14 protein-coding genes and 1 riboswitch are annotated in these 22,722 nt (G+C 39.4%); of the genes, 10 read left to right on the forward strand and 4 right to left on the reverse strand.

Annotated elements, in window-relative coordinates; all coding sequences use genetic code 11:
• Positions 1-2 precede the first annotated feature (2 nt).
• The 8 genes from QUE72_RS01070 (at position 3) to QUE72_RS01105 (ending at position 13,359) form a co-directional block, all read left to right on the forward strand.
• Positions 3-1,025 carry an NAD-dependent epimerase/dehydratase family protein gene (locus QUE72_RS01070; protein WP_286270995.1) on the forward strand — a complete coding sequence of 341 codons (1,023 nt, stop codon included), beginning with the start codon at positions 3-5 and terminating at the stop codon, positions 1,023-1,025.
• Positions 1,026-1,067: 42 nt separating this feature from the next.
• A complete protein-coding gene (gene wecB / locus QUE72_RS01075) occupies positions 1,068-3,332 on the forward strand; it encodes a non-hydrolyzing UDP-N-acetylglucosamine 2-epimerase (protein WP_286270997.1) in 2,265 nt (754 codons plus the stop codon).
• Between the two features lie 193 nt (positions 3,333-3,525).
• Positions 3,526-6,273: an XrtA/PEP-CTERM system TPR-repeat protein PrsT gene (prsT, locus tag QUE72_RS01080; RefSeq protein WP_286270998.1), complete on the forward strand. Its 2,748-nt coding sequence runs from the start codon at positions 3,526-3,528 to the stop codon at positions 6,271-6,273.
• A 16-nt stretch (positions 6,274-6,289) separates the two neighbouring features.
• Positions 6,290-9,040 (forward strand): XrtA/PEP-CTERM system TPR-repeat protein PrsT, encoded by a 2,751-nt coding sequence (gene prsT / locus QUE72_RS01085; RefSeq protein ID WP_074497701.1) that lies wholly within the window; start codon positions 6,290-6,292, stop codon positions 9,038-9,040.
• A 205-nt stretch (positions 9,041-9,245) separates the two neighbouring features.
• A riboswitch (TPP riboswitch) is annotated at positions 9,246-9,350 on the forward strand.
• 66 nt (positions 9,351-9,416) lie between these two features.
• A complete protein-coding gene (locus QUE72_RS01090) occupies positions 9,417-11,513 on the forward strand; it encodes a TonB-dependent receptor (RefSeq protein WP_286270999.1) in 2,097 nt (698 codons plus the stop codon).
• A 27-nt stretch (positions 11,514-11,540) separates the two neighbouring features.
• A complete protein-coding gene (locus tag QUE72_RS01095; protein ID WP_286271000.1) occupies positions 11,541-11,807 on the forward strand; it encodes a hypothetical protein in 267 nt (88 codons plus the stop codon).
• Complete coding sequence (pnuC, locus tag QUE72_RS01100) at positions 11,807-12,433, forward strand: nicotinamide riboside transporter PnuC (protein WP_286271002.1); 627 nt, start codon at positions 11,807-11,809, stop codon at positions 12,431-12,433. Before QUE72_RS01095 ends, pnuC begins: the two co-directional genes overlap by 1 nt.
• Positions 12,434-12,435: 2 nt before the next feature.
• Positions 12,436-13,359 carry a phosphotransferase gene (locus QUE72_RS01105; RefSeq protein ID WP_286271003.1) on the forward strand — a complete coding sequence of 308 codons (924 nt, stop codon included), beginning with the start codon at positions 12,436-12,438 and terminating at the stop codon, positions 13,357-13,359.
• Here the strand turns inward: QUE72_RS01105 and QUE72_RS01110 are convergent.
• The 3 genes from QUE72_RS01110 to QUE72_RS01120 form a co-directional block, all read right to left on the reverse strand.
• Positions 13,339-16,413 (reverse strand): efflux RND transporter permease subunit, encoded by a 3,075-nt coding sequence (locus QUE72_RS01110; RefSeq protein WP_286271004.1) that lies wholly within the window; start codon positions 16,411-16,413, stop codon positions 13,339-13,341. The genes QUE72_RS01105 and QUE72_RS01110 overlap by 21 nt on opposite strands.
• Before the next feature lie 2 nt (positions 16,414-16,415).
• Entirely contained in the window at positions 16,416-17,564 is a 1,149-nt protein-coding gene (locus tag QUE72_RS01115) for an efflux RND transporter periplasmic adaptor subunit (protein WP_286271006.1), read from the reverse strand.
• Positions 17,565-17,701: 137 nt separating this feature from the next.
• Complete coding sequence (locus tag QUE72_RS01120) at positions 17,702-18,772, reverse strand: M28 family metallopeptidase (protein ID WP_286271007.1); 1,071 nt, start codon at positions 18,770-18,772, stop codon at positions 17,702-17,704.
• Between the two features lie 185 nt (positions 18,773-18,957).
• Here QUE72_RS01120 and QUE72_RS01125 point away from each other — a divergent pair, with 185 nt between their 5' ends.
• A complete protein-coding gene (locus QUE72_RS01125; RefSeq protein ID WP_074497721.1) occupies positions 18,958-19,518 on the forward strand; it encodes a glutathione peroxidase in 561 nt (186 codons plus the stop codon).
• A 118-nt stretch (positions 19,519-19,636) separates the two neighbouring features.
• On the forward strand, positions 19,637-20,689 hold the full coding sequence (locus QUE72_RS01130) for an MltA domain-containing protein (protein ID WP_286271008.1): 1,053 nt from the start codon (positions 19,637-19,639) through the stop codon (positions 20,687-20,689).
• Positions 20,690-20,753: 64 nt separating this feature from the next.
• Here QUE72_RS01130 and QUE72_RS01135 read toward each other — a convergent pair whose 3' ends face one another.
• Positions 20,754-22,715: a polysaccharide biosynthesis protein gene (locus tag QUE72_RS01135; protein WP_074497726.1), complete on the reverse strand. Its 1,962-nt coding sequence runs from the start codon at positions 22,713-22,715 to the stop codon at positions 20,754-20,756.
• Between the last annotated feature and the right edge of the window lie 7 nt (positions 22,716-22,722).

Raw genomic sequence — 22,722 nt, forward strand, 5'->3', positions numbered from 1 at the left:
CAGTGTCATCATTTGAAACAGTAAAAACGCAATTATTAGCCAGTCCTAAAGTCTGGCTAGTTACCGGTGTTGCAGGGTTTATTGGCTCTAATTTATTAGAAGCGTTATTAAAACTGAACCAGAAAGTGATCGGGTTAGATAATTTTGCCACCGGTTATCAGAAAAACTTAGACGAAGTCCAACAAAGCGTTAGCAGTGAGCAATGGCAAAACTTTCACTTTATTAAGGGTGATATTCGAGATTTTGAAACATGCCAAAATGCTGCCAATAGCGTTGATTATGTTTTACATCAAGCGGCATTAGGTTCAGTGCCTCGGTCCATTGCTGACCCTATTACTACTAACGCAGCTAATATTACCGGCTTTCTCAATATGCTCGAAGCCGCGAAACAGCATTCGGTCACTAGTTTTGTTTATGCAGCCAGTAGTTCTACCTATGGCGACCACCCAGCATTACCGAAGGTTGAAGAAAATATCGGAAACCCATTGTCTCCTTATGCTGTGACTAAGTATGTTAACGAGTTATACGCAAGTGTGTATGCAAGAACCTATGATTTTAACTGCATAGGTTTGCGTTATTTTAATGTCTTTGGAAAGCGTCAAGACCCAGACGGTGCCTATGCGGCGGTGATCCCCAAGTGGACGGCTGCGATGATTAAAAACGAGCAAGTATTTATTAACGGCGATGGTTTAACCAGTCGTGATTTTTGTTACATTGAAAATACGGTGCAAATGAACATCTTAGCAGCAACGGCAGCGAAAGATGCGAAAAATGAAGTGTATAATGTTGCTGTAGGTGACCGCACTACATTAAATGATTTATTTGCATCAATTAAAACCGCGTTAATCGATAACGGGGTGAAGGTAGAGCAAGCGCCAGAATATCGAGACTTTCGTGCTGGTGATGTAAGACATTCGCAAGCTGATATATCAAAAGCAGCAACGAAATTAGGCTATACGCCAGGGTATAAAATTCAACAGGGCATCTTAGAAGCGATGCCTTGGTATCTAAACAATGTTAAATAACATTTTTAAGTCAAAGATAAGCTTATTAGTAAGGATTGAAGCATGAAAGTAGGGATTGTTGTTGGGACACGCCCAGAAATTATCAAAATGGCACCAGTAGTTCGTGAGTGTCAAAAGCGTGGTGTGGCTTACTTTATTATTCATTCAAACCAGCATTATTCAGAAGAGATGGATAGCATCTTTTTTAAAGAGTTGAACTTACCACAGCCCAATTACAATTTAGGTGTAGGTTCTGGTTTACATAGTAATCAAACCGGTAATATTTTAATTAAAATGGAACCGATTTTACTGGATGAAAAGCCAGATGTTGTTCTTGTACAAGGTGACACCAATACGGTACTTGCTGGTGCCTTAGCGGCATCAAAATTAGGTATTAAAGTCGGACATATTGAAGCAGGCTTACGTAGTTATGATCGTACCATGCCTGAAGAAACCAACCGTATCATGACGGATCACATCAGTGATTATTTATTCGCAGTTGGGCCTAATCAACATAAAATATTGTCTAAAGAGGGGATTAATGCTGACAATATTTTCACTGTGGGTAACACGGTTTCAGATTCACTATTTCAACATTTAGAAATTTCAGCGGAAAAAAGTAAGATTTTAGCTGACCTAGGTGTTACCGATAAAAACTATTTTTTAGTTACCGCTCATCGTGCATCTAATGTTGACACACCTGCAAGTTTACAAGCGCTACTCGCTTTATTTGATAAACTACACGCTAAATATAGCCAACCAATCGTGTGGCCGATTCACCCGAGAACACAGGCAAAGTTAAAAGAATTTAGCATTGAAGTTCCAAGTTACTTAAAACTATTACCACCTATTGGTTATTTAGACTTTATTCAATTACAGAAACATGCGCTATTAATTCTGACCGACTCAGGTGGTATTCAAGAAGAAGCGTGTTTATTGGGCGTACCTTGTATTACTTTACGTGAAAATACAGAACGACCAGAGTCAATTGAAGTTGGCGCTAATGTATTAGTCGGTTTAGATGGCGATAAAGCATTAGCAGCAGCAGAAAAATGGTTAGCAAAAGGTGATTTTTCTTGGGAGAACCCCTTTGGTGATGGTCATGTTGCTGAAACCATTTTAGATATTATTACTGGTACTGAACAAGTCGACTTGCAAGAGAAGATTGTTGCTAAGAATGAAACACTTGCTGTTGTTGGTATGGGCTATATGGGCTTACCTATTGCGAGTTTAATCGCACAAGCTGGATACTCGGTAACCGGTATTGATTTAAGCCAAGACAAAGTAGATTCAATTAATCGTGGTGAATGTCCGTTTGATGAAGTAGGCATGCCTGAACTGATTAAGAAAGTCGTAGAACAAGGTTTTTTGAAAGCATCAACGTCTATTCCTTCTTCTGATACATACTTGGTGGCAGTACCCACCCCCCACAAAGACAATGCTTGTGATCGTAGCTATGTGTTCAGTGCTGCAGACGCCATTGCAAAGGTAGCCAAAGATGGTCAAACGGTTATTGTTGAATCTACTATTTCGCCGCAAACCAGTTTAGCGGTTGAGCAACGCTTTGCTGATGCTGGATTGCAAATTGATGTAGTGCACTGCCCTGAACGCGCAATACCTGGCCAAACATTGCATGAGTTAGTTAACAATGATCGAATCATTGGTGCATCAAGCAGTGAAGCGCAACAAAAAGTAAAACGCATTTACCAAAGTTTTGTGAATGGTGAAGTATTCTTAACTGACCTGACAACAGCCGAATGTGTTAAATTAGTTGAAAATACCTCAAGAGATGTGGGTATTGCCTTTGCGAACGAACTTGCACAAATTGCTGAAGAATTAGATGTAAATGTGTACGAAGTGATAAAACTGGCAAATCGCCATCCGCGTGTGAATGTTTTAACACCAGGGCCTGGAGTGGGTGGTCATTGTATACCGATCGATCCATGGTTCTTAGTTGAAAACACTAAATCAGGTGATTTTGTTCGATTAGCAAGAAAGATCAATGATGAAAGACCTTATGTGATTGGTGAAAAAGCGTTAGAAATGCTTTCTGCCGTTAAGGGAAAACGTATTGGTATTTTAGGTGTCGCGTATAAGGCGAATGTTGATGATTGTAGAGAAACACCCGCTGACGCTATTTTAGACTGCTTTAATAAAGCCGGTGTTGACGTTTGTTACCATGACCCGTTTGTTCCTAAGTGGGACTGCCCTAGAAAAGATAGCATTGCTGATATTGAAGCGTGGGCTGATGTGCTCATTCTCGTAACAGACCATACCTGTTACAGTAAATTAGAGGTCAATATTCCGCTGCTTAATACTCGCGGTTAACCATAATAAAGCTCACGTAATGTGAGCTTTTCTATAAGTTAAGTAATGACATTAAAGCAAAATTAAAAAAGGTTTAGACTAGCAGTTTTACGGTAATTGCTATACAAATAGAGTAAATTATCAACAGGCTACCTTCGCTGTTAGACGCCAAGTACACAATATAAAAATAAATAGAACGAAAGAGGGAATTCTCATGTTAAATAAAAAAGCAGCAATATCATTAGCCGTTATGGTCGCACTGGCTGGCTGTGGTGAAACCCTTACTGTTGAAGATCATCTTGCACAAGCAAAACAATATCAGTCGGAAAAAAAATTAAAAGAAACTGAAATAGCGCTAAAAAATGCCATTCAATTAGACATGAAAAACCCACAAGCAAGGTTTAGTTTAGGTAAGCTTTACTTGTCGCAAGGTGAAAGTGCTGGCGCAATAAAAGAATTAGAAAAAGCTCAATCTTTGAAATTTACCGGGCGAGATTTAGTGCCATCGTTAGCCAGAGCATACCTTATTGCTGATGATAACGAGGGTGTGATTGGCTTATCCGAAGCATCAACAGCACTTCCAGATGAACAGCAAGTTGAATATTTGTCATATAAAACTTTAGCGCTAATTAAAACACAACAGCCTGATTTAGCGAAACAAGCAGCAAAAGAAGCTGATAAACGTTTACCTGCTAACCCTTATGCTATTTTATCTAATGCGTATATAGCCATGTTAGATGAAGAGCTCGATAGAGCCTCTGCATTAGTGAATAAAAGTTTAAATTTAACAGCTGACATTCCAGAAGCGGTGATGTTGCAAGGGCAAATTGCGATAGCAAAAGCTGATTATGAAACCGCTGCTCAACATTTTGAACAATATTTAGCATTGCAACCACAATCAAAATTAGTTTACTTATTACTCGCCGACACGTTAGTGAAAACCGATAGATACCTAGAAGCAGAAAAGTATGCAGATTTAATTTTATCGGCAATGTCTCAACAGCCTGTAGCCAACTATGTTAAATCGCTAGTTCGCTTTGCTGAAAAAGATTATGAAGAAGCTTTAAAATATGCTGAGGTTGGCCTCAATAGCCAATATATGAAGCCTCATTTACGCTTAGTTGCTGGCGCAAGTGCTTTTTATTTAGCAAAATATGAACAGGCCAACTTACATTTAGGGGCTATTGTTCATCAGTTAATTCCTGAGCATTCGGCCCGTAAAATGTACGCGGTTAGCCAGTTTCATTTAGGTGCTATTGAAAATATTACTGATTCTTTACAGGGCTATACACCTGTTTCTGAAAAAGATCAGGAATTCTTATCCTCGCTTAGTTTTAGCTTATTTAGTATGGGGGCAAAAGAAGAAGCTAAAATTATTGCTCAACGAGTAGCTGATTCTGAACTTTCTTCTGCTAAGTCGTCTGGCCGTAAAGGGTTGTTAAAACTATTGATGGACGATTTCTCAGGTGTTGATGATTTAAAAACCGCCCTTGAGAAAAACCCGGATTTAATTGGCGCTGAATTAGCACTGGCTTACGTTGCTTTAGATCGTGAAAACTATGAAGAAGCCGCCGATATTGCAAGGCAATGGCAAGAAAAAAATCCTGAAAAAGCTGATGGCTATAACATGTTAGCAGCTGTTCATATACGCCAAAATGAATTTGAACAAGCACATGATATGTTGAAAAAAAGCTTAGACGTTGTGCCAAATAATGCATTCGCATTAACTGAAATAACGTCAGTGTTAATGAAGCTTGATAAAAAAGCCGACGCAGAAAAAATCGCGCAACAAGCTATTCAAGAACACCCAAATAACCTGAAAGCTTTACATAACAATTATGCATTAAAACGAAATGCAGAAGCGTTAGCCGCAATAAAAATGGCATTTGAAGCCGCAGAAAATAAAAATACTTATGCCCCGTTATACATGCAAGCGTTGCTTGATGCCGACGACGTACAAGCCCTTTTAAACGTTGCAGACAAGCTAACGCTTGATTTTAAAACACCGAAAAAAGTGTGGCAGTTACAAATTTTTGCATATCACAAGTTGAAAAAAGGCGCGAAAATAAAAGCAACCCTAGATAAGTGGATAACGGCAAACCCTTATCATGTTGAACCGGTGTTTTTATTAGCTGATTATTATGTGAAAGCAAAAGATGCTGGTCGCGCATTAACGGTTATCAATAATGCATTAGCCGGCCCTCACGAAAATAATACGAATGTTCAATTAGTTAAAATGCAATTGTTACTCGATAATCGTGATGCAGCACGGGCTAAAAGGTTGTTGAATGAGATGGATACTGACGCATTAAATGAAAACTTGCTTGCCGGCATTCACGGACGTATTGCACTGCTTGACAGTAAATTACCTGAGGCGGTAAAAGGGTTAACAAAGTACTATAAAGGTTATCCAAGTAGTCAAAATGCGGTATTGCTTGCAATTGCTCGAAGTCGCTCTGGTGATCAGAAAGATGCGATAGCTGGGCTAGAAAAACACTTAGAAACTCATGAAAATGATTTACCCGCACGTAATCTGCTTGCCAATTATTATGTGAAACAAAGCAGTTCAAAAGCTATTGCTCAATATGAGCAGTTAGTGAGTAAGCAACCTTTAAACGTCGTCGCGTTAAATAATCTGGCGTGGTTGTCATTAGAAAATAACCAACTAGATAAAGCGGAAACTTATGCGAAGAAAGCATATGAACTCGCACCCAATGTGCCTAATATTGCCGACACTTATGCAAAAGTATTGTGGGCATCTGGTGATAAGCGTGAAGCGCTAAATAAATCGAAAGAAGCTTATGATTTATCTAAAGGACAAGACGTAGACATTTCGTTAAATTACGTTGAACACTTACTTGAAAATAGCCGTAAGAATGAAGCGAAATCTGTACTATTAAAAGTAAAACCAGTAACAGAAGCACAAAAAACGAAAACCACTGAGTTGTTAAATAAAATCTAGTATTGAAGGAACGATCATGAATAATAATAAAAAATTAACACTTTCTATTGCGGTAGCAGTTGCACTAGGTTTATCAGCATGCGGTGATAAATCTTCGCAAGAATACATCCAGATGGGTGAAAAATCGATTGAGAACGCAAATACTGCTGAGGCTATTGTACAATTTAAAAACGCGGTAAGGGTCGAGCCTAAAAGTGTTGCGGCCAGAACGCACTTAGGCCTAGCCTACGTTAAACAAGGTGCATACGCTAATGCTGAAAAGGAATTAGAAAGAGCACTCGAACTTGGGGCAAGTGATGACAGTGTGGTGGTGAACTTAGCACTTGCCAGAGGTAAGCTAGAAGATCATACCGGGTTGCAATTACTTATCGACAATAACAGCAACATGAGTGATGAAACCTATCAAGGGGTGCTTTATTATGCGGGCACTGCGGCTTTAGATGAAAACGATTTAGCGACTGGCCAAGACTTACTAGGCCAAGCAATCTCTATCGCACCAGAAAGTCGTTTTGGTCAGCTATCAAAGGCGTACTTATCTTATGTAGAAAAATCATATGCTGAAAGTGAACAAATCACCAAAGCATTATTAGAAAAGTCGCCAAAAGATGCGGAAGCACTGGTTATATTAGGTCATACTTACTTTGCCCAAAAGAACTTCTCAGACGCTAATGATACTTTTGCTAAGCACGTAAAAATGGTTCCAGAAGATTATCCCGTTTTACTTTTTCAAATTAATTCATTATTACACGCTGAAAAATTTACCGAAGCTGAGCCGCTATTAGATAAAGTGATGTCACGTTTCAAAAGTTTATCGTTGGCACATCAATATAAATCTCAAATCGAATATCATAAGCAAAACTATCGTGATGCTTTATTTCATGCTGAAGAGGCGAACAAAGGTAGTTTAGAATTTGCAGTGGCGCGTATGATTGCTGGGGTGAGCGCTTATCAATTAAATGAAATTGAACAGTCATATGCCAACTTAAAAATGGTAGAAGACGCATTGCCGTTAACACATCCCGTACAAAAATTATTAGCAATTGTACGTGTGAAGTTAGGATATACCGATGAAGCGGCCGAAACCTTTAATTTAATGGAAGGTTTAACGGAGGCTGATGTCGCTTTTTTACAAGAAACAAGTGCCGCTCTGGTTGATTCTAATGATTTTAATACCGCTAAAGATTTATTAGAAAAAGCCCAACAACTAGATCCTGAAAATGCGAATGTGGCAGCACAGAAAGGGGCAATGTTGTTATCTCAGCAAGATGTTTCAGGGTTAAGCTCTTTAGAGCAAGCTTTGAGCATAGATCCATCATTAGCCGATGTTGAATTTTCATTAGCTTTACAATATTTACGTTTTGATCAAGTTGAAAAAGCACAATCAATTGCAACGGAATGGATCGCAAGTACCGATAAAAAATCAACAGGTCATTTACTGCAAGGTATTATTAATACTAAAAAAGGCGCTACTAATGACGCTAAAGAAGACTTCGAAACAGTATTAACGTTAGAACCAGAGAATATTTCCGCGTTATACAACCTTGCAAGGTTAAATGAAAAAGACGATGTTGCTAAAGCAAAAACGTTATACGAAAAGTTAATCGTATTGTCTCCTAGTCACTTAGGAGGGCTGAACCGATATAGTTTATTGCAACAAGGGCAAAACAACTCTGCTGAATCGATCACTTTTTTAGAAAGGCTAATAACAGAAGAAAAAGACAACATTAATTTAATGTTAGGATTAGCGCAAAATTATCGCCTTAATAATGATTTACCAAAAGCCATTGAAACGTTAACGAATATTGAAAACAGAGATGATTTACCCGATGCTTATTGGATCATATTAGGTGATAGTTATCTTCAAAATAAGAACTTATCTGCTGCGAAAGCTACGTTTTCTAAAGCAATTGAACAGTTTCCAAAGAACTTTATCTTGCATTTACGCTATATAGGCGTCTTAGAAATAGAGCAATCGTTTGATCTTGCCTTACAAGCGGCAGAAGATGCTTATCAAGTGTTTCCTGGCAATACAAGAATAGAAATGTTGATTGCTTATTATGAGGCACGTAACAAAAATGAACGAGGCAGTAAAAAATATTTAACTAAACTAGCCGATAAAGGTGTTGAACACCCGTTTATTAATGCCATTGCCGGGCAAGTAGCAGTACTTGAGAAAGATTATGAAGCGGCGGTGGAACACTTTTCTGAAGCCTATTCGTTAGAAAATAGTGCGCAAAATGCAATCTATTTAGCGAGGGCGTTACGATTTACCGGTAAACAGAAAGAAGCAGAAACCGTGCTTGAAAAACATTTAGCAACAGAGCCAAATGTGAAAATGCGCATGTTATTAGCGAGTTTATATACTGAAAACAGCGCTGATAAGAAAATCGATCAATATGAATTGGCTTTGCAAGAATCACCAGATAATTTAATTATCTTAAATAATCTGGCGTGGGCCCATTATACGCAAAATAATCTAGCTAAAGCGAAGCAATATATTTCAAAAGCGTATGACGTTAAGTCTGATTACTTACCCGTTTTGGAAACGTATGGCGTTATATTACATGCGTTACAAGATGAGAAAAGCGAAGACATTTTGAAGCAAGCGGTAAATGCTGGCAGCACTGATGTTAAAACTCAATTAGCTTATGCTGAAGTGTTAATTCGCAAGGGTGATCACGATAAAGCTAAATTAGTTTTAGATAATATCGCCGTGAAAAATGCAGATGTTCAACGTGATATTTCTAAGTTACGTAGTCAAATGTAGTTACACATAAGGTGCACAGGATTATATCGTGTGCACCTTAGCGTTTTGTTACCACCGCCAGCCCGATTCTACTTCCCTACTGATAATAAAAAAACACCACCTTTTTTAGTAGAGTAAAATCAGTTGATTACAGCGTTATATAACTTTACCTATGTCGAAGTGACTATTTAATACTGTACTTTTTGTTATAACTTGTTAGTATCGCCGCCAAGCCAAGGGGTGCAATGCTTTTACGAGCATTTGCTGAGAGAATTTACCCTTATTACCTGATGCGGATAATGCCGATGTAGGGATGGTTAATTGAATGACCTTTATGCACTCTGCTGTATATTTCATCTCAATTGCTTCTTCCTTATCCGGCTAAGTCGAGAGTTGAATGAAGTTATCACAAATATCACTTGCTATTACCTCCTTAGTTTTTGCCCATAGCGCTATTGCTAGTGAGCAAAAAATTGAAAATCAATTGTCAGAAAACCAAGTTTCAGATGTTGAAGTGTTGACAGTTCATGGGGACTACCGAGCGAGAAATTTACAGAAAACGCCCGCTTCGTTATCTATTTTATCAACACAAGACATCAGTAATCGTCATGCACAAAACCTAGAAGATATTATTGGTGCCGTAGCGAACGTTAATTTTGCGAGTGGCTCTCAACGAGCACGTTATTATCAAATTCGTGGTATTGGTGAACGAAGTCAATTTAAAGAGCCGATAAACCAGTCAGTAGGTGTGTTGGTTGATGATATTGATTTAGCAGGTATTGCCAGTATTTCATCTACCTTTGATATGGAACAAGTAGAGTTTTTCCGTGGCCCACAAGGGACAAGATTTGGTGCAAACGCGCTTGCAGGTCTAATTTATATGACATCTAACGCGCCGAGCGACGATTTTGAAGGTGCGGTACGCGCAAGTATCGGTAACTATGGTACATACGGTACATCTTTAATGTTATCAGGCCCGGCTTCAGATTCGGTTAATTATCGATTTGTGGCTGAAAAGAATATCAGTGATGGATACATGGAGAATCAATATTTAGGTGTTGATGACACAAATAACCGTGATGAATTGACCTTACGAGGTAAGTTAGCGATTACTGCAACAGATAACTTACAAGTTGACTTAACTGTACTGTATGCAGATTTTGACAATGGCTATGATGCGTTTTCATTGGATAATAATCGTACCACGTTGTCTGATGAACCAGGTTTTGATCAACAAAAAACACGCGCAGTGAGCAGTAAGTTTACATACAGTGGTTTTGATAACATGGATATGTTAACGATTGTCACTCATGCAAATTCTGATTTAGCATATGGATTTGACGAAGATTGGAGCTATGCTGATATTCATCCTGGGTCATATGTATCTAAGGATTATTACTTCCGTGAACGAGAAAACACCACCGCCGAAATACGTTTTGTATCAAAAGACAGTGCAAAGCTATTCGGCCATTCAGATTGGGTGTTTGGTTTATACGTAAAAAATGATCAAGAAGCATTAACCCGAGAATACACCTACTTAACTAGTGATTTTACCTCAAGTTTCGACGCTGATAACTATGCCGTATATGGACAATTAGACAGTCAATTAAACGATAAGTGGTCACTTACCTCTGGTTTACGCTTTGAACAGCGTAAAACCCAATATCATAATAGCGACAATGTTGCTTTTTCTCCAAGTGATTCAGTGTTAGGTGGTAAGTTAGTACTTGCTTATCAAATTGATTCAAGGTCTATGACTTATGCATCCATTAATCGTGGTTTTAAAGCAGGTAGTGTGAATAGCGATGGTAGCTTGTCAGAACATTTGCGTAGTTTTGAACCAGAATTTTTATGGAATTACGAACTTGGCTATAAAACGTCATTTTTAAATGACAAAGCTTTTGTGCGTACTGCAGTCTTTTACATGGATCGCGATGATATTCAGATCAGCAGCTATCACTTAGATGAACGAAATGACGGTAGCTCAGAGTTTATCAGTTATTGGACGAATGCAGCCAGCGGCAAAAACTACGGTGTAGAAGTAGAGTTCTCGTGGGATGTATTAGATACCGTGAATATTTATGGTAGTGCGGGTTTACTAGAAACTGAATATCAAGGCTTTTCATATGAAGATGGCAGCATTGAAACAGGTCGAGAACAAGCGCATGCGCCAAATTATCAGTTTAGCTTCGGCGTTAATTATTATCCTAGTGAACAATGGCATGTCAATGTGAGCGTTGATGGCAAAGACAGTTTCTATTTTTCTGATAGCCATGATCAAAAATCACAGAATGTTGCGTTATTGCACGGTGCAATTCGTTATGTACAGCCAAATTGGCAAGCAAAACTATGCGTGCGTAATGTATTCGATAAAACCTACGAAACACGTGGCTTTTATTTTGGGAATGATCCACGTGACGGTTATACGCCAAAAGCATATTATCAACTCGGTGAACCCGCTGTATTTGGTGTAACCTTAGATTACCAATTTTAAACACGATAACCTATAGAAGGAGACTTTATGGATATTTCAATTGAAATTAGTCTTTATCCATTAGCACAAGAAAAGTTTAAACCTGAAATATGGGCTTTTATTCATAAATTAAGAGTTGTTGATGGTTTAAAGGTTGTAACCAATGGTATGAGCACTCAGGTCTTTGGTGAGTACGATTTAGCCGTACAAACGGTAATGACTGAAATTAAACATGTGCATGAAACGGTAGACGCTGCAGTATTTGTTTGTAAATTTATTGGCGGCGATCGTTCACAAGTGGAAGCAGAAAGCTAATGCAAGCCATTGTTGAGTATTACACCACCTTACCTTTTTGGGAATTAATTGCCGTATTTACCGCGTTATTGTACGTGGTACTTGCGGCTAAAGAAAATATTTGGTGCTGGCCAGCTGCATTAATAAGTACCGTAATTTACACCGTAATATTTTATGATGTGTACTTATGGATGGACGGCCTATTACAAGTGTATTACTTTGCGATGGCCATTTACGGTTGGTATTGTTGGAACAACGTGGTGGGTAAGAAAGCGCTGGCCATTCAACAATGGCCAATGAGTTGGCATGCAAAAGCGATTGTGCTGTTAAGTGCGTTATCTTTATTGGTTGGCTGGGTGATGGCAAACTATACACCCACGCATTTTCCGTATATTGATGCGGCTACCACGGTGTTTGCGGTATTTGCGACCTACTTGGTGGCAAAAAAAGTATTAGAAAATTGGATTTATTGGATTGCGATTGATGCGGTATCCATTTATTTATATATCGAAAAACAATTAACGCCAACAGCGGTACTTTTTGTATTGTATGTCTTCATGGCTATTTATGGTTACATTCAATGGTCTAAGCGTATGAATATGAATGATAACGCTCTTGAGCGTGACTCTATACCTTCTTCACGTTAACGATGAAGAATGTTGATATCGATAAAAAGGAAGTGCTCGCTGATATTAAACAGTTAAGCTGTTTTGCCTCGCTTTCATGCGATATTGACTTTCTCGACCAAGGTTTAAGCAGTAATAACGTAAAAGTAACTACCTTTGATCCTCAGCAACAAGTAACTGCTCAATACTTTGTAAAATGGTTTAGCGGTGCAGAGCAAGCAGCTAGAGGTGAAGTTGCAATTGCCAGACTTGCAATGCAATATGGCCTTGCACCTATGGTGATCTATTCATCTGAAGAGTACCTTGTCACTGACTTTGTTCAAGGGGAAACCCTGCAAAGCATATTATTAAAGCAACCATCACAGTTATCATCAGCAGTAGAGCAAACGGTTTCCTTGGTAGCTCAGTTGCATCAATTGCCTGCTAGTAACATGGTAGAGCCTTTTGATATCTTGGCACTATTATCCTCATTAAAAGCTGATTGTCATTTTAACTCTGCACATTTAAATGATGTTAATCATGTTATAGCGCAACTACCTGCTATTGAACGTAGCATTACGCCGGTGATTTGCCATGGAGATGCTAACTTTAGCAATGTATTAGTCGATGATACTGACAGACATTGGTTGATTGATTTCGAGTGTAGTATTTTTACCGATGCTGAGTTTGATATTGCTATGTGCATTGCGATCAACCAATTAAATGACAACGCGGTTTCTACAATGCTACAAACATATCAGCAATGCTCGGGTAAAAGATTGTCTTCACAGCTTGTTAATACATACATCCCTTATTGTGCATTAATCAACGCGCTTTGGTTTATTGCAAAAGCAAAAAAGTCGCCACAAAAGGCGACTTTTTTGAAACATGCTGAACAGCAATTAACCCAGATTGAAGCTTATACAACACCGTGTTTATTAAAGCGGTTATTTACTCACAGCACCTAGCTCTGGTGCTAATTGAGTTTCACTTGCTTTACCCATTTGTAATAAGCTTGGCAAGAATATAAGCGTGAAGACGGTGCTTACACACATTCCACCAACAATAACCGCAGCTATACCTCGATAAAGTTCTGCACCAGCGCCGGGGATCATCAGCAATGGTAACATGCCACATATACTCGTGAGTGTGCTCATTAATATTGGTCGTAAACGTAATCTAACGGCTTGTTGAACAGCATCATGTCGAGACAATCCTTCTCCTTCACCTATACGTGTTTGATAGACTAATAAAATCGCGTTGTTTACTACGAGGCCAAGTAAGATAACAAAGCCAATCATGGTTAATAAATCTAATGGCTGAAAGATAAATAGATTGGTTATTTGTAATAATGCAATGCCACCAACCGTGGCAAGAGGGATGGTCAGTACTACTAATAAGCTGTCTTTAAACGATCTGAACAGCGCTGACATCAATAAGTATAGAATTGCCAGTGCCAACAAAAAGCTTTGACTCATGCTTGACAGCGCTTCGGTAAGAGCTTCTGCTGAACCTCGATAGCTAACGGCGCCATCTTGCGACAGTTGCGCCATAATTGCAGGTTCAGCATTCGTTTTTATCATCGCGATAGCTTCTTCCAAGCTAATGTTATCTGGCGGCGTTACTTGTAAAGTAATGGTACGTCTGCGATCAACACGGCGAATAGAACTTGGCCCTGCGGTTCTTACTATTTCGACTAATTCGCCTACAGGCTGAATACCTGCTTCTGGCGTGTATAGTGGAATGCCCGCGAGTTCTTCAGGAGAATCCCAGTCAGTAGAACGCAGAAAAACATCAAGACGCTTTTGACCATTAAAGTAATCACCCACATACATACCAGTGCCTAATGCTCGTGAAATAGAAGCAACTTGCTGACGTGTCCAACCCGCTTCAGCTACTCTTCGTTCATTGGGTAGCATACGAAGTTCGGGCTCTGCTAATGACAAGCCTGGTGTTGGTTGTATCTGAGCGCCGGGAAGTGCTTGACTCACGGCACCAAAACCAACACGAGCAGCGTTGAGTAGTTCGTCTACTTCATTGCCTTGAATATCAATATCAATACGGCGACCCCCGCCTAGGTTGCCAAATAACTCTTCTTGAGAAGCAAAAGCAATAGTATCTGGAAAACCAGCAAGTACTTCGCCATTGATGATGTTAATGATGTCTTTAATGCTATCAGATTCAGCAGCACGCCCACCCATAAAGCCAAAGTTACCAAAAAATCCAAGCCATGAATGTTCAATTTTAGGTGTTTTTTCACCGGTCAAATAAGGCATTAAGCGGCGGTTGATTTCATCGCTCATTTCTTCACGAGCCGCAGCATAACTTTGCCCAGGTGGTGGTAGTAAAAAGGCATTGAAAGAGTTTTGATTACCTTTAGGTAAGTAATCCACTTTCGGGAAAAGTAAGTAGCTGCCAGCAAATGAAAATAACATTAAACCAAACACCCACGCATAGCGCTTTTTGGGGGTTGAAGTAATGTTCATGATCGTTTGGGTAATGTTTTGCCACCATCGCTCATGGGGGTCGTCAGAATTTACTTCTTTTAGAAGTCGGCGTGCGGCGGTGGGTAATACCGTTACGGCAATTAAGAGTGACGCTACTATGGCCACAGCAATAGTAATAGCGAGATCTGCGAACAGTTGGCCGGACACTTCTTCTAAAAAAACGATAGGTAAGAAAATCGCCACAGTCGTTGCCGTTGACGACATTAACGCTCCCCACACTTGGGTGGTGCCTTTAAAAGACGCTTGGTGCGCATCTTCCCCTTTTTCACGCAGTCGTACGATATTTTCCAGTACGACTATTGCGGCGTCAAGTACCATACCAACAGCAAACGCCAAACCTGCCATTGAAATAATGTTTAATGTGCGACCTGCACTATACATGACCACAAGAGTAACAATTAACGAGATAGGAATAGCAATAGCAACAATTAATGTTGCTCTGAACTTACGTAAGAACCACCACAACACGATAACAGCTAAGAAAATACCGAGTAATAAATTGTTCTTTACCAAACTCATTGAGCGGCCAATGTAGATGGTTTCATCATACATTTGGATTAATTCTAAATTTGCTCGCTTTAATGGCCCTTCGTTAAGTTCTTTCATGGCAGCTTGCAAGCCATCCATGACCTGAATAACATTTACGCCTTGCTCAACTTGCGCATTCATGGCAATAGCAGGTTCACCGTCAAGTGTGAGAATACCGGTGCGATCTGATAGCGTTAATGCCACATCAGCAACATCTTTTAATAAGATAGGCTGGCCATCGCGCCAATCTAATACCATACTTTGTAGTTGTTCTACACCGTACTTACCTGAAAAGCGTAATGTGTATTTACGGCGGCCAATATCATTAAAACCGCCTGATGTATCACTGTTGTTTGTTAGTGTTGAGGCAATCTCTGGAATGTTAAGTCCTAAATTCGCCGCTTTATAGGGATCAAAAGTGATGCGTAACTCTGTTGGCAAGCCGCCAAAGGCATTCGTTTGAGAAATACCTTCTACGCGTTCTAAACGTGTTTGTATGATTTCTTCAACATAATCTTGGTACGAGACAATATCACGGGTATTACCATCGGTAGGTTTTACCGCAAACCAAGCAATCGCTTCGAAAGTACTTGCGCCACCTACAGCAATCGTAGGCTCATTAGCATCTGGCGGATAAAAGGGCACTTGATTAAGCGCATTCATGACATCAATTAACGCACGCTCTAAGTTGATACCCGTTTTGTAACGTAGGGTAATACTACCTTGGCTTTGATTGGAGCTTGATTCAAGCAACTCTAGCCCTTGTAAGCCTTTTAATACGTCTTCTTGGCGCTCAATGATCTCAGCTTCTATTTCTTCTGGCGCAGCTGCTCGCCAGCTGGTAGAAATAACAATCTGTGGCTGACTAATTTCTGGTGTTAATTGTATTGGTAATTTAAATAAACTGATGGCGCCAAATAAAGCTATCAGTAACACAGCTACAACAACAGCTGTTGGGTTTCTAAGTGAAGCAGAGGTTAATGTCATGACTATTTCTCCGCAACGGCTGTGCCTGAAACAAGTGCATGATTATTATCTTTAATGTTAACGGCTTGGCCTGGCTGTAAACGTTCAGCGCCACGAATGATCACTAAATCACCTGCTTTAACATCGCCAATGACCTCTAATAATTCGTTTTGACTGATACCAATAGTGACAGGTACTTGTCGTGCGGTGTTATTATCATCAACAATAAAAATAGAGGTTTGATTGCGTCTTAATATTAATGCATCTCGTGGTACGGCAAGAGTTTCTTTGCTGTCGCCTGTTGCAACAGCGGCCTTTATATCTAGTCCTATTGGCCAATCTAAATGGGTCATATCTAAACGAACTTCCATCAAGTGTGAGCGAGAGTCGGCAACAGGAATGAGTGATTTGATAGGTGCTTGGCCTTCACCTAACGGAGATTTTACTGCCAGAGCACTGCTTTGTTTTAAAAAACGATACGCGGTTAAGGGAGCAAATAACGAGGCTTCAACATTAGCGGTTTCAACGAGTTGTATAATGGCATTACCATTATTAACAAACTCACCTTGGTTGCTTAAGCGTTTGGCAACAATGCCATCGAAGGGGGCACGTAATTTTGTATAGGCAAGGTCTTGTTCGATTTGCGATAACCGGGCTTTTGCTGCCGCTAAACGGGCTTTAGCTTGGCTGAAACTCGCGGTGGTTTCTTCTAAAGATTGTTGTGCAATTAATTTTTGTTTTACAAGAGACTCTTTTCGCGTGCTTTCTGACTGTTGAAACTCAAGCGTTGCTTTTGCATCTTCTACGTTTGCTTTAGCTTCTTGTCGCTGTAGCTTTAAGGGCTTGTCGTCAAGTTGTGCAATGACATCACCTTGTTTTACTTCAGCACCTAAATCGGCAAGCTGTAATAATCTGCCTGATACATTGGCAGCAATATTAGAATTATTCCTACTTACCACAGAGCCTGACACCCAAGCCACAGGGGATAATGTTGTGCTTTTTACTTCTGTTACGTTGACATTGGCAGCGCGTCCCTGAAAAGCTTGAGATGAAGAAGAAAGAAAAATTAATGGTAGTAAAAGCCCACCAGTGAGTACTTTAGAAAAGTGAAAAAAATTCATTGTTAATGACAACTCATTCGTTATTGTTAGCACGATGATGGTGGCTAACATCGTTAAAATTATGTCCCTATCGATGAAATTCGTTCAAATGTTCGTTTTGCTAATAATTTCATCTTACCGTGCGATGCCAAATATGTTGGTTATTAAACGTATTTGGCATGTTAAAAACTCATGGTTTAGCACGCAATTTATCGCGTTAAGTATAGCTCAGGTTTACTGAGAACTTCAGTTAAAACCGTAACATTTTGTGATAATTGTCGCGCGAGTCTACCTGGAAACAAGCGGTTGATAGTATCAAGCTGGTCAAATTTTGTGTGCCACATTTTACCCCATTGTTTTTCATCTTCTCGCTGACAGGCGGTTTTAGTTGATTGTTCAAAACAATCCCAGGTTTCGCTATGTGTGGTTTGCGAATAACCATCAAAGCCGTCTTCACCGTTTATCGTAAAATTTGTTGATTCAACGTAGGCGATTGGAATACCAGCACAAGCAAAAGGGGCATGATCTGACCATTCGCCTGTTACGCCTTCAGGGTAGCCAGGGTAAGCAGGATGAATTGTATACTTATGCTGCTTTCCTAGTTTCTTTTCTGAAGCTGTTAACAATGCATCTCGAATGATGGTTTCACTATTAAAGGTTATATCATCGGTAGCGCATTTATAAGGTGAGGTATGCGCACTGTGCACATAAGTAATATCACCTCCTGCAATGGTGTCAAAATTGATCATTCCGATCACTTGTGACAGTTCTTCAGGTTGCTGTGTTAATTGTTTCACATAATGCTTTGAACCTTTTAAGCCATTTTCTTCTGCACCAAAGGCAATAAAACGAATATTAATGCTTGGTTGAGTATTCAGTTGTGCAATATTTTTAGCAATCGCTAACATAGCAGCTACACCCGCGCCGTTATCAATCGCACCTAATGAGCCTTTATTTGCCGCAGTAGAGTCGTAATGCGCAGCTAATATAATAGTTTTTTTAGCGTCAGGTGCGCTATCAACAATGATATTGGCTGAATCTTGCAATAAGCCAAAGGTGAAGGTTTGTTTTATGGGGTGATACCCCATGGAGCGGAAAGTATTAACAATAAAGTCAGCGGTTTTTTTCTCTTCGGCAGTGCCTGCTTCTCTTGCCCCTATGCCTTTAGTGCCAGATATTAGTTCAAGATATTGATAGACTTCACTTTTATTTTCGTTATTTGCAATGGCCGATAGCGATACCGTTATTAGTGCAGCGGCTAACAAGTGTTTAGATCCCACAATAATTTTCCATAAATGATTGAAGATAATATGATTGTACTTGATCTTTTAGTAAAAAAGCATCGTAATTTAGATAAATCTTATTGTGTGGCTAATACTTATTTTTACCTTTGTTAGCGGTGTGCTACTGTGCAATGATAAAAAATGGTTTGGCAAGTTAATGTTTGTTGGAATGGAGTTGTGTGATGAAAAATTTAGTTCTGGTGTTTTTACTATGTATTGGGGTAAATGCTAATGCGACAGAAGCCAAGGTAGAAGCGGCTAGTTGTCCTGATTACCTTAAAACGACTAAACAAAAATTACATTCCTCGAAATCAGTTAATCTTTGTGAGTTAACCCAAGGCAAGCCTGTGCTTATCGTGAATACGGCGAGTAATTGTGGTTACACCCCCCACTTTAAGAAGCTTGAAGCAATTCATCAAAAGTATCAAAAACAAGGGTTGGTTGTGATTGGTTTTCCTTCTGACGATTTTTTCCAAGAAGAAGATGACGAAAAAGACACTGCTAAAGTTTGTTATATTAATTATGGTGTTACCTTTACTATGTTATCGACAAGTCCGGTAAGAGGTAGTGATGCTAATGATGTATTCCAATATTTAACTGAAAAATCAACATCGCCAAAGTGGAATTTTTATAAGTATCTTGTAGATGCTAACGGAAAAACAGTGAAAGCGTTTAGCCCGAAAGTAGCGCCCGATAGTAAAGAGTTTATTACTGCGCTTGAAGCAACGTTATCTGCAGAGTAATGTTACAAGGATTAACCACTGACAATGTTCGTGATTATAGAACATTGTCGGCTATCATCATGTCATTCCGTTTTAATAAGTGAAAGTAACATTGAAGTATCTTTTCATCTTGCTATGTATGTCTCTAACAGCGCATGCACAATTTATATTAGACAAGCAACCAAAGCTTTCCGGAGAGTTCTCTGTATCTGCTAATGCACTGTGCCAAGTTGCTACTAATACTTTAACGTATATGAAGCAGCAGCCAAATGATGCATTCGCTGTTCACGCGGGTAATCATGTTTTACCGCAAGCGAATTTATCACGAGTTAAAGAGACGTTAGCGTTCGTTTGCCAGCTAAAAAATAAGCCTCTCAATGCTCAGTTTTTAAAGCATCATTTTGACTTTTACCAATGGATCCCAGATAAAAAAACCGCAGATCTTTTAGCGAATAAAAGTACAAATGCGGTTAAAAAACGGTTGTTAACGAATATTCCTAAAGATCAAATTTTGTTGACTAAGTATTATACGAAACTGCTTGATGCCAGCGAAAGCGCTACAGAGGTTTATGACCAAGCGTTATATGCTTTACCTTATGACGAGCAAGGCCTAACGGAAGAACAAGCACAAGAAAAGCGCGGTGAATTAACGCGTTTTGCTTATACACGACAAGACATTATTGCTGGCGTTTTACGTGAGAAAAAGCTAGCGAAGCCACTCGTATGGCTAACAGAGGAAGCATTACATGATGTGTTGTTACAAGGCACTGGCGTAGTAGATGTTGACGGTCAACGTCGTTACTTTAATGTGCACCGAAACAATGGCATTAGCTATGATTATACCTTAGGTAAACGAGAGCAATCCCGGTATTGGTACTTTGCCGAAGTACCTAGTGTATTAGGCTATGGCACCACGATTGAGAATAAAATTGTTATTGATAAAAATGTTGCTTTTGCTGGTAACGTTAAGCAGTTAGGTTTAGGGAAACTTTTTTTAATTCAAGTGGCTAATGATGACACACAACAGTTGCAACTCGGTGTTTTAGCCGATCAGGGTGGTGCCTTTGATGATAACTTATTCCAACTGGATTGGTTAAAAGGTAGTTATTATGGTTGGCAAGACTATTACCAAGAAAATAAAGTTTATGCTGATTATGCTCACGCCTGGATTTTACTTAAAAAACAAGAGTGATGATTTACTGCTTTTGCCATATCAAGATTGACTTAACCACAATTAGGGCAAATTCTGTTGATGATTATATTGCCACTGAATGCTGCTTAGTCTTTGTAGCTAATGGCTCAGATGCGGTATTATTTTGGTGGTTAAACATGGGGCTATTTGAGTTTCCTTCGAGTTGCTCTGCTTTTAGTTCAGGGGTGTAATCTAACGGTGCAGCAAGTAAAATTTCACGAAGTTTAGCGGTGTCTTCAGCGCGCATTGCATCATTAATATCATTTAATATTCGATTAACATCTGGCCAACAAATTGAACGCTCATTTGCCGTTAAAATACGTTGATGCTGTGTGGGTTTAGCATGATCATCAATGAGCAATTCTTCATAAAGTTTTTCGCCGGGTCTTAAGCCACTATATTGGATGGGGATATCGCCGTGAGGATTTTGCTCATCTTGAATAGTTAAGCCCATTAAATGAGTGATGTTATACGCTAAATCAACAATTTTTACTGGCTCACCCATATCTAATACAAAAACATCACCACCGGCACCCATAGCACCTGCTTGGATCACTAACTGAGCAGCTTCTGGTATGGTCATAAAATAACGAATAATGTCAGGGTGGGTAATAGTAATTGGACCGCCCGCACGTATTTGTTTTTTAAATAAAGGCACTACTGAGCCAGATGAGCCTAATACATTGCCAAAACGTACCATGACAAACCGAGTATTATGATCTCGTGGCGCGAGAGATTGTAAAATTAACTCTGCTAATCGCTTTGTCGCTCCCATGACATTGGTTGGTCTAACAGCTTTATCTGTTGATATTAAAACGAAGGTTTCAACGTCGCAGTAAATTGCCGCTTGCGCGATTTCATAAGTGCCTAATACATTATTTGAAATACCAGCCATAACATTATGCTCAACTAATGGCACATGCTTATATGCGGCGGCATGATAAATAGTTTGTACTTTTTCACTGTGAAAAATGCTGCTCATTAACATGCCATTTTGTACATTTCCAATAAGAGGAATTAATGGGATATCACTGCTTATCTCTTGTAAATAGACAGTGAGTTCTTGGTTTATCTCGTATAAAAAGGCTTCGCTGACATCAAGTAGAATTAATTTTTTGGGTTGTTGGTGGATTATTTGTCTACAGAGTTCTTTACCGATTGAGCCACCAGCACCAGAGACCATTACCACTTTATTGCAAATATTGGCGCTAAGTAATTCAGGGATAGGCTCTACTGGCTCTCTGCCCAATAATTCAGTAATGGATACTTCACGAAGCTGATCTATTTTTCGTTTACCAGAAACAATATCAGCCATTGCTGGAATCGCTAGCAGTTCTAAGGCGTGAGGCTCAATCGCACCAACAATTTCTTGCATGCGCGCTTGTCCAACATTAGACACAGCAATTAATACTTTAAATTGTCCGTATTGTTTTATTAGTTTTTCAATATGGTTTAATGAGAAAATGTTTAACCCAACCACTTCTCTACCATGGTAGCGGCTTTTTTCGTCGATAAAAGCAACCGGTTGATACTGATGACCAGCTAATAGTGTATTTGCTAGTTGCCGGCCAGTACTGCCTGCGCCGTATATAACTACGGCTTCACGTTCATCAAACAATTTGTGATTGGTGATCACGCCAATAATGGCTCTAGCACCGGCGATAAACATGGCTGCAAGTACAAAGAATACAATGGGCACAGAGCGCGGTACAAAGGCGTCATAAAACAACCCTGATAAATAAAAAAGTAGGGTTGAAATGCCAAGAATACCAATCACTTTTAGCGTTGAACGAGCGTTAAAATAACGCACCACAGAACGATAAACACCCATGAAATAAAAGGCTAACATGGTGCCAATGCCCACTTGAATGAATACCGCCCATTCTGGCCAATCGAAGGAAATATTAGACGCGCCTAATCGTAATAAATAGGCAAGAAAAAACGCTACGCCTAAAGCGGTTATATCATAAGTAAGCGCAAGTAAAAGCTTTGCTGAACTTGGAATTAAATCTATTTTTCTTATCATCGGGTTA

This window comes from Thalassotalea hakodatensis, assembly GCF_030295995.1.
In the GTDB taxonomy this organism is placed as follows: Bacteria; Pseudomonadota; Gammaproteobacteria; order Enterobacterales; family Alteromonadaceae; genus Thalassotalea_C; species Thalassotalea_C hakodatensis.

Coding starts and splice junctions, on each gene's coding strand:
- wecB (WP_286270997.1), top strand. CDS start 1,068: ATGAAAGTAGGGATTGTTGTTGGGACACGCCCAGAAATTATCAAAATG.
- QUE72_RS01095 (WP_286271000.1), top strand. CDS start 11,541: ATGGATATTTCAATTGAAATTAGTCTTTATCCATTAGCACAAGAAAAG.
- QUE72_RS01090 (WP_286270999.1), top strand. CDS start 9,417: ATGAAGTTATCACAAATATCACTTGCTATTACCTCCTTAGTTTTTGCC.
- QUE72_RS01105 (WP_286271003.1), top strand. CDS start 12,436: ATGAAGAATGTTGATATCGATAAAAAGGAAGTGCTCGCTGATATTAAA.
- prsT (WP_074497701.1), top strand. CDS start 6,290: ATGAATAATAATAAAAAATTAACACTTTCTATTGCGGTAGCAGTTGCA.
- QUE72_RS01125 (WP_074497721.1), top strand. CDS start 18,958: ATGAAAAATTTAGTTCTGGTGTTTTTACTATGTATTGGGGTAAATGCT.
- QUE72_RS01115 (WP_286271006.1), bottom strand. CDS start 17,564: ATGTTAGCCACCATCATCGTGCTAACAATAACGAATGAGTTGTCATTA.
- QUE72_RS01130 (WP_286271008.1), top strand. CDS start 19,637: ATGTCTCTAACAGCGCATGCACAATTTATATTAGACAAGCAACCAAAG.
- QUE72_RS01110 (WP_286271004.1), bottom strand. CDS start 16,413: ATGACATTAACCTCTGCTTCACTTAGAAACCCAACAGCTGTTGTTGTA.
- QUE72_RS01135 (WP_074497726.1), bottom strand. CDS start 22,715: ATGATAAGAAAAATAGATTTAATTCCAAGTTCAGCAAAGCTTTTACTT.
- pnuC (WP_286271002.1), top strand. CDS start 11,807: ATGCAAGCCATTGTTGAGTATTACACCACCTTACCTTTTTGGGAATTA.
- prsT (WP_286270998.1), top strand. CDS start 3,526: ATGTTAAATAAAAAAGCAGCAATATCATTAGCCGTTATGGTCGCACTG.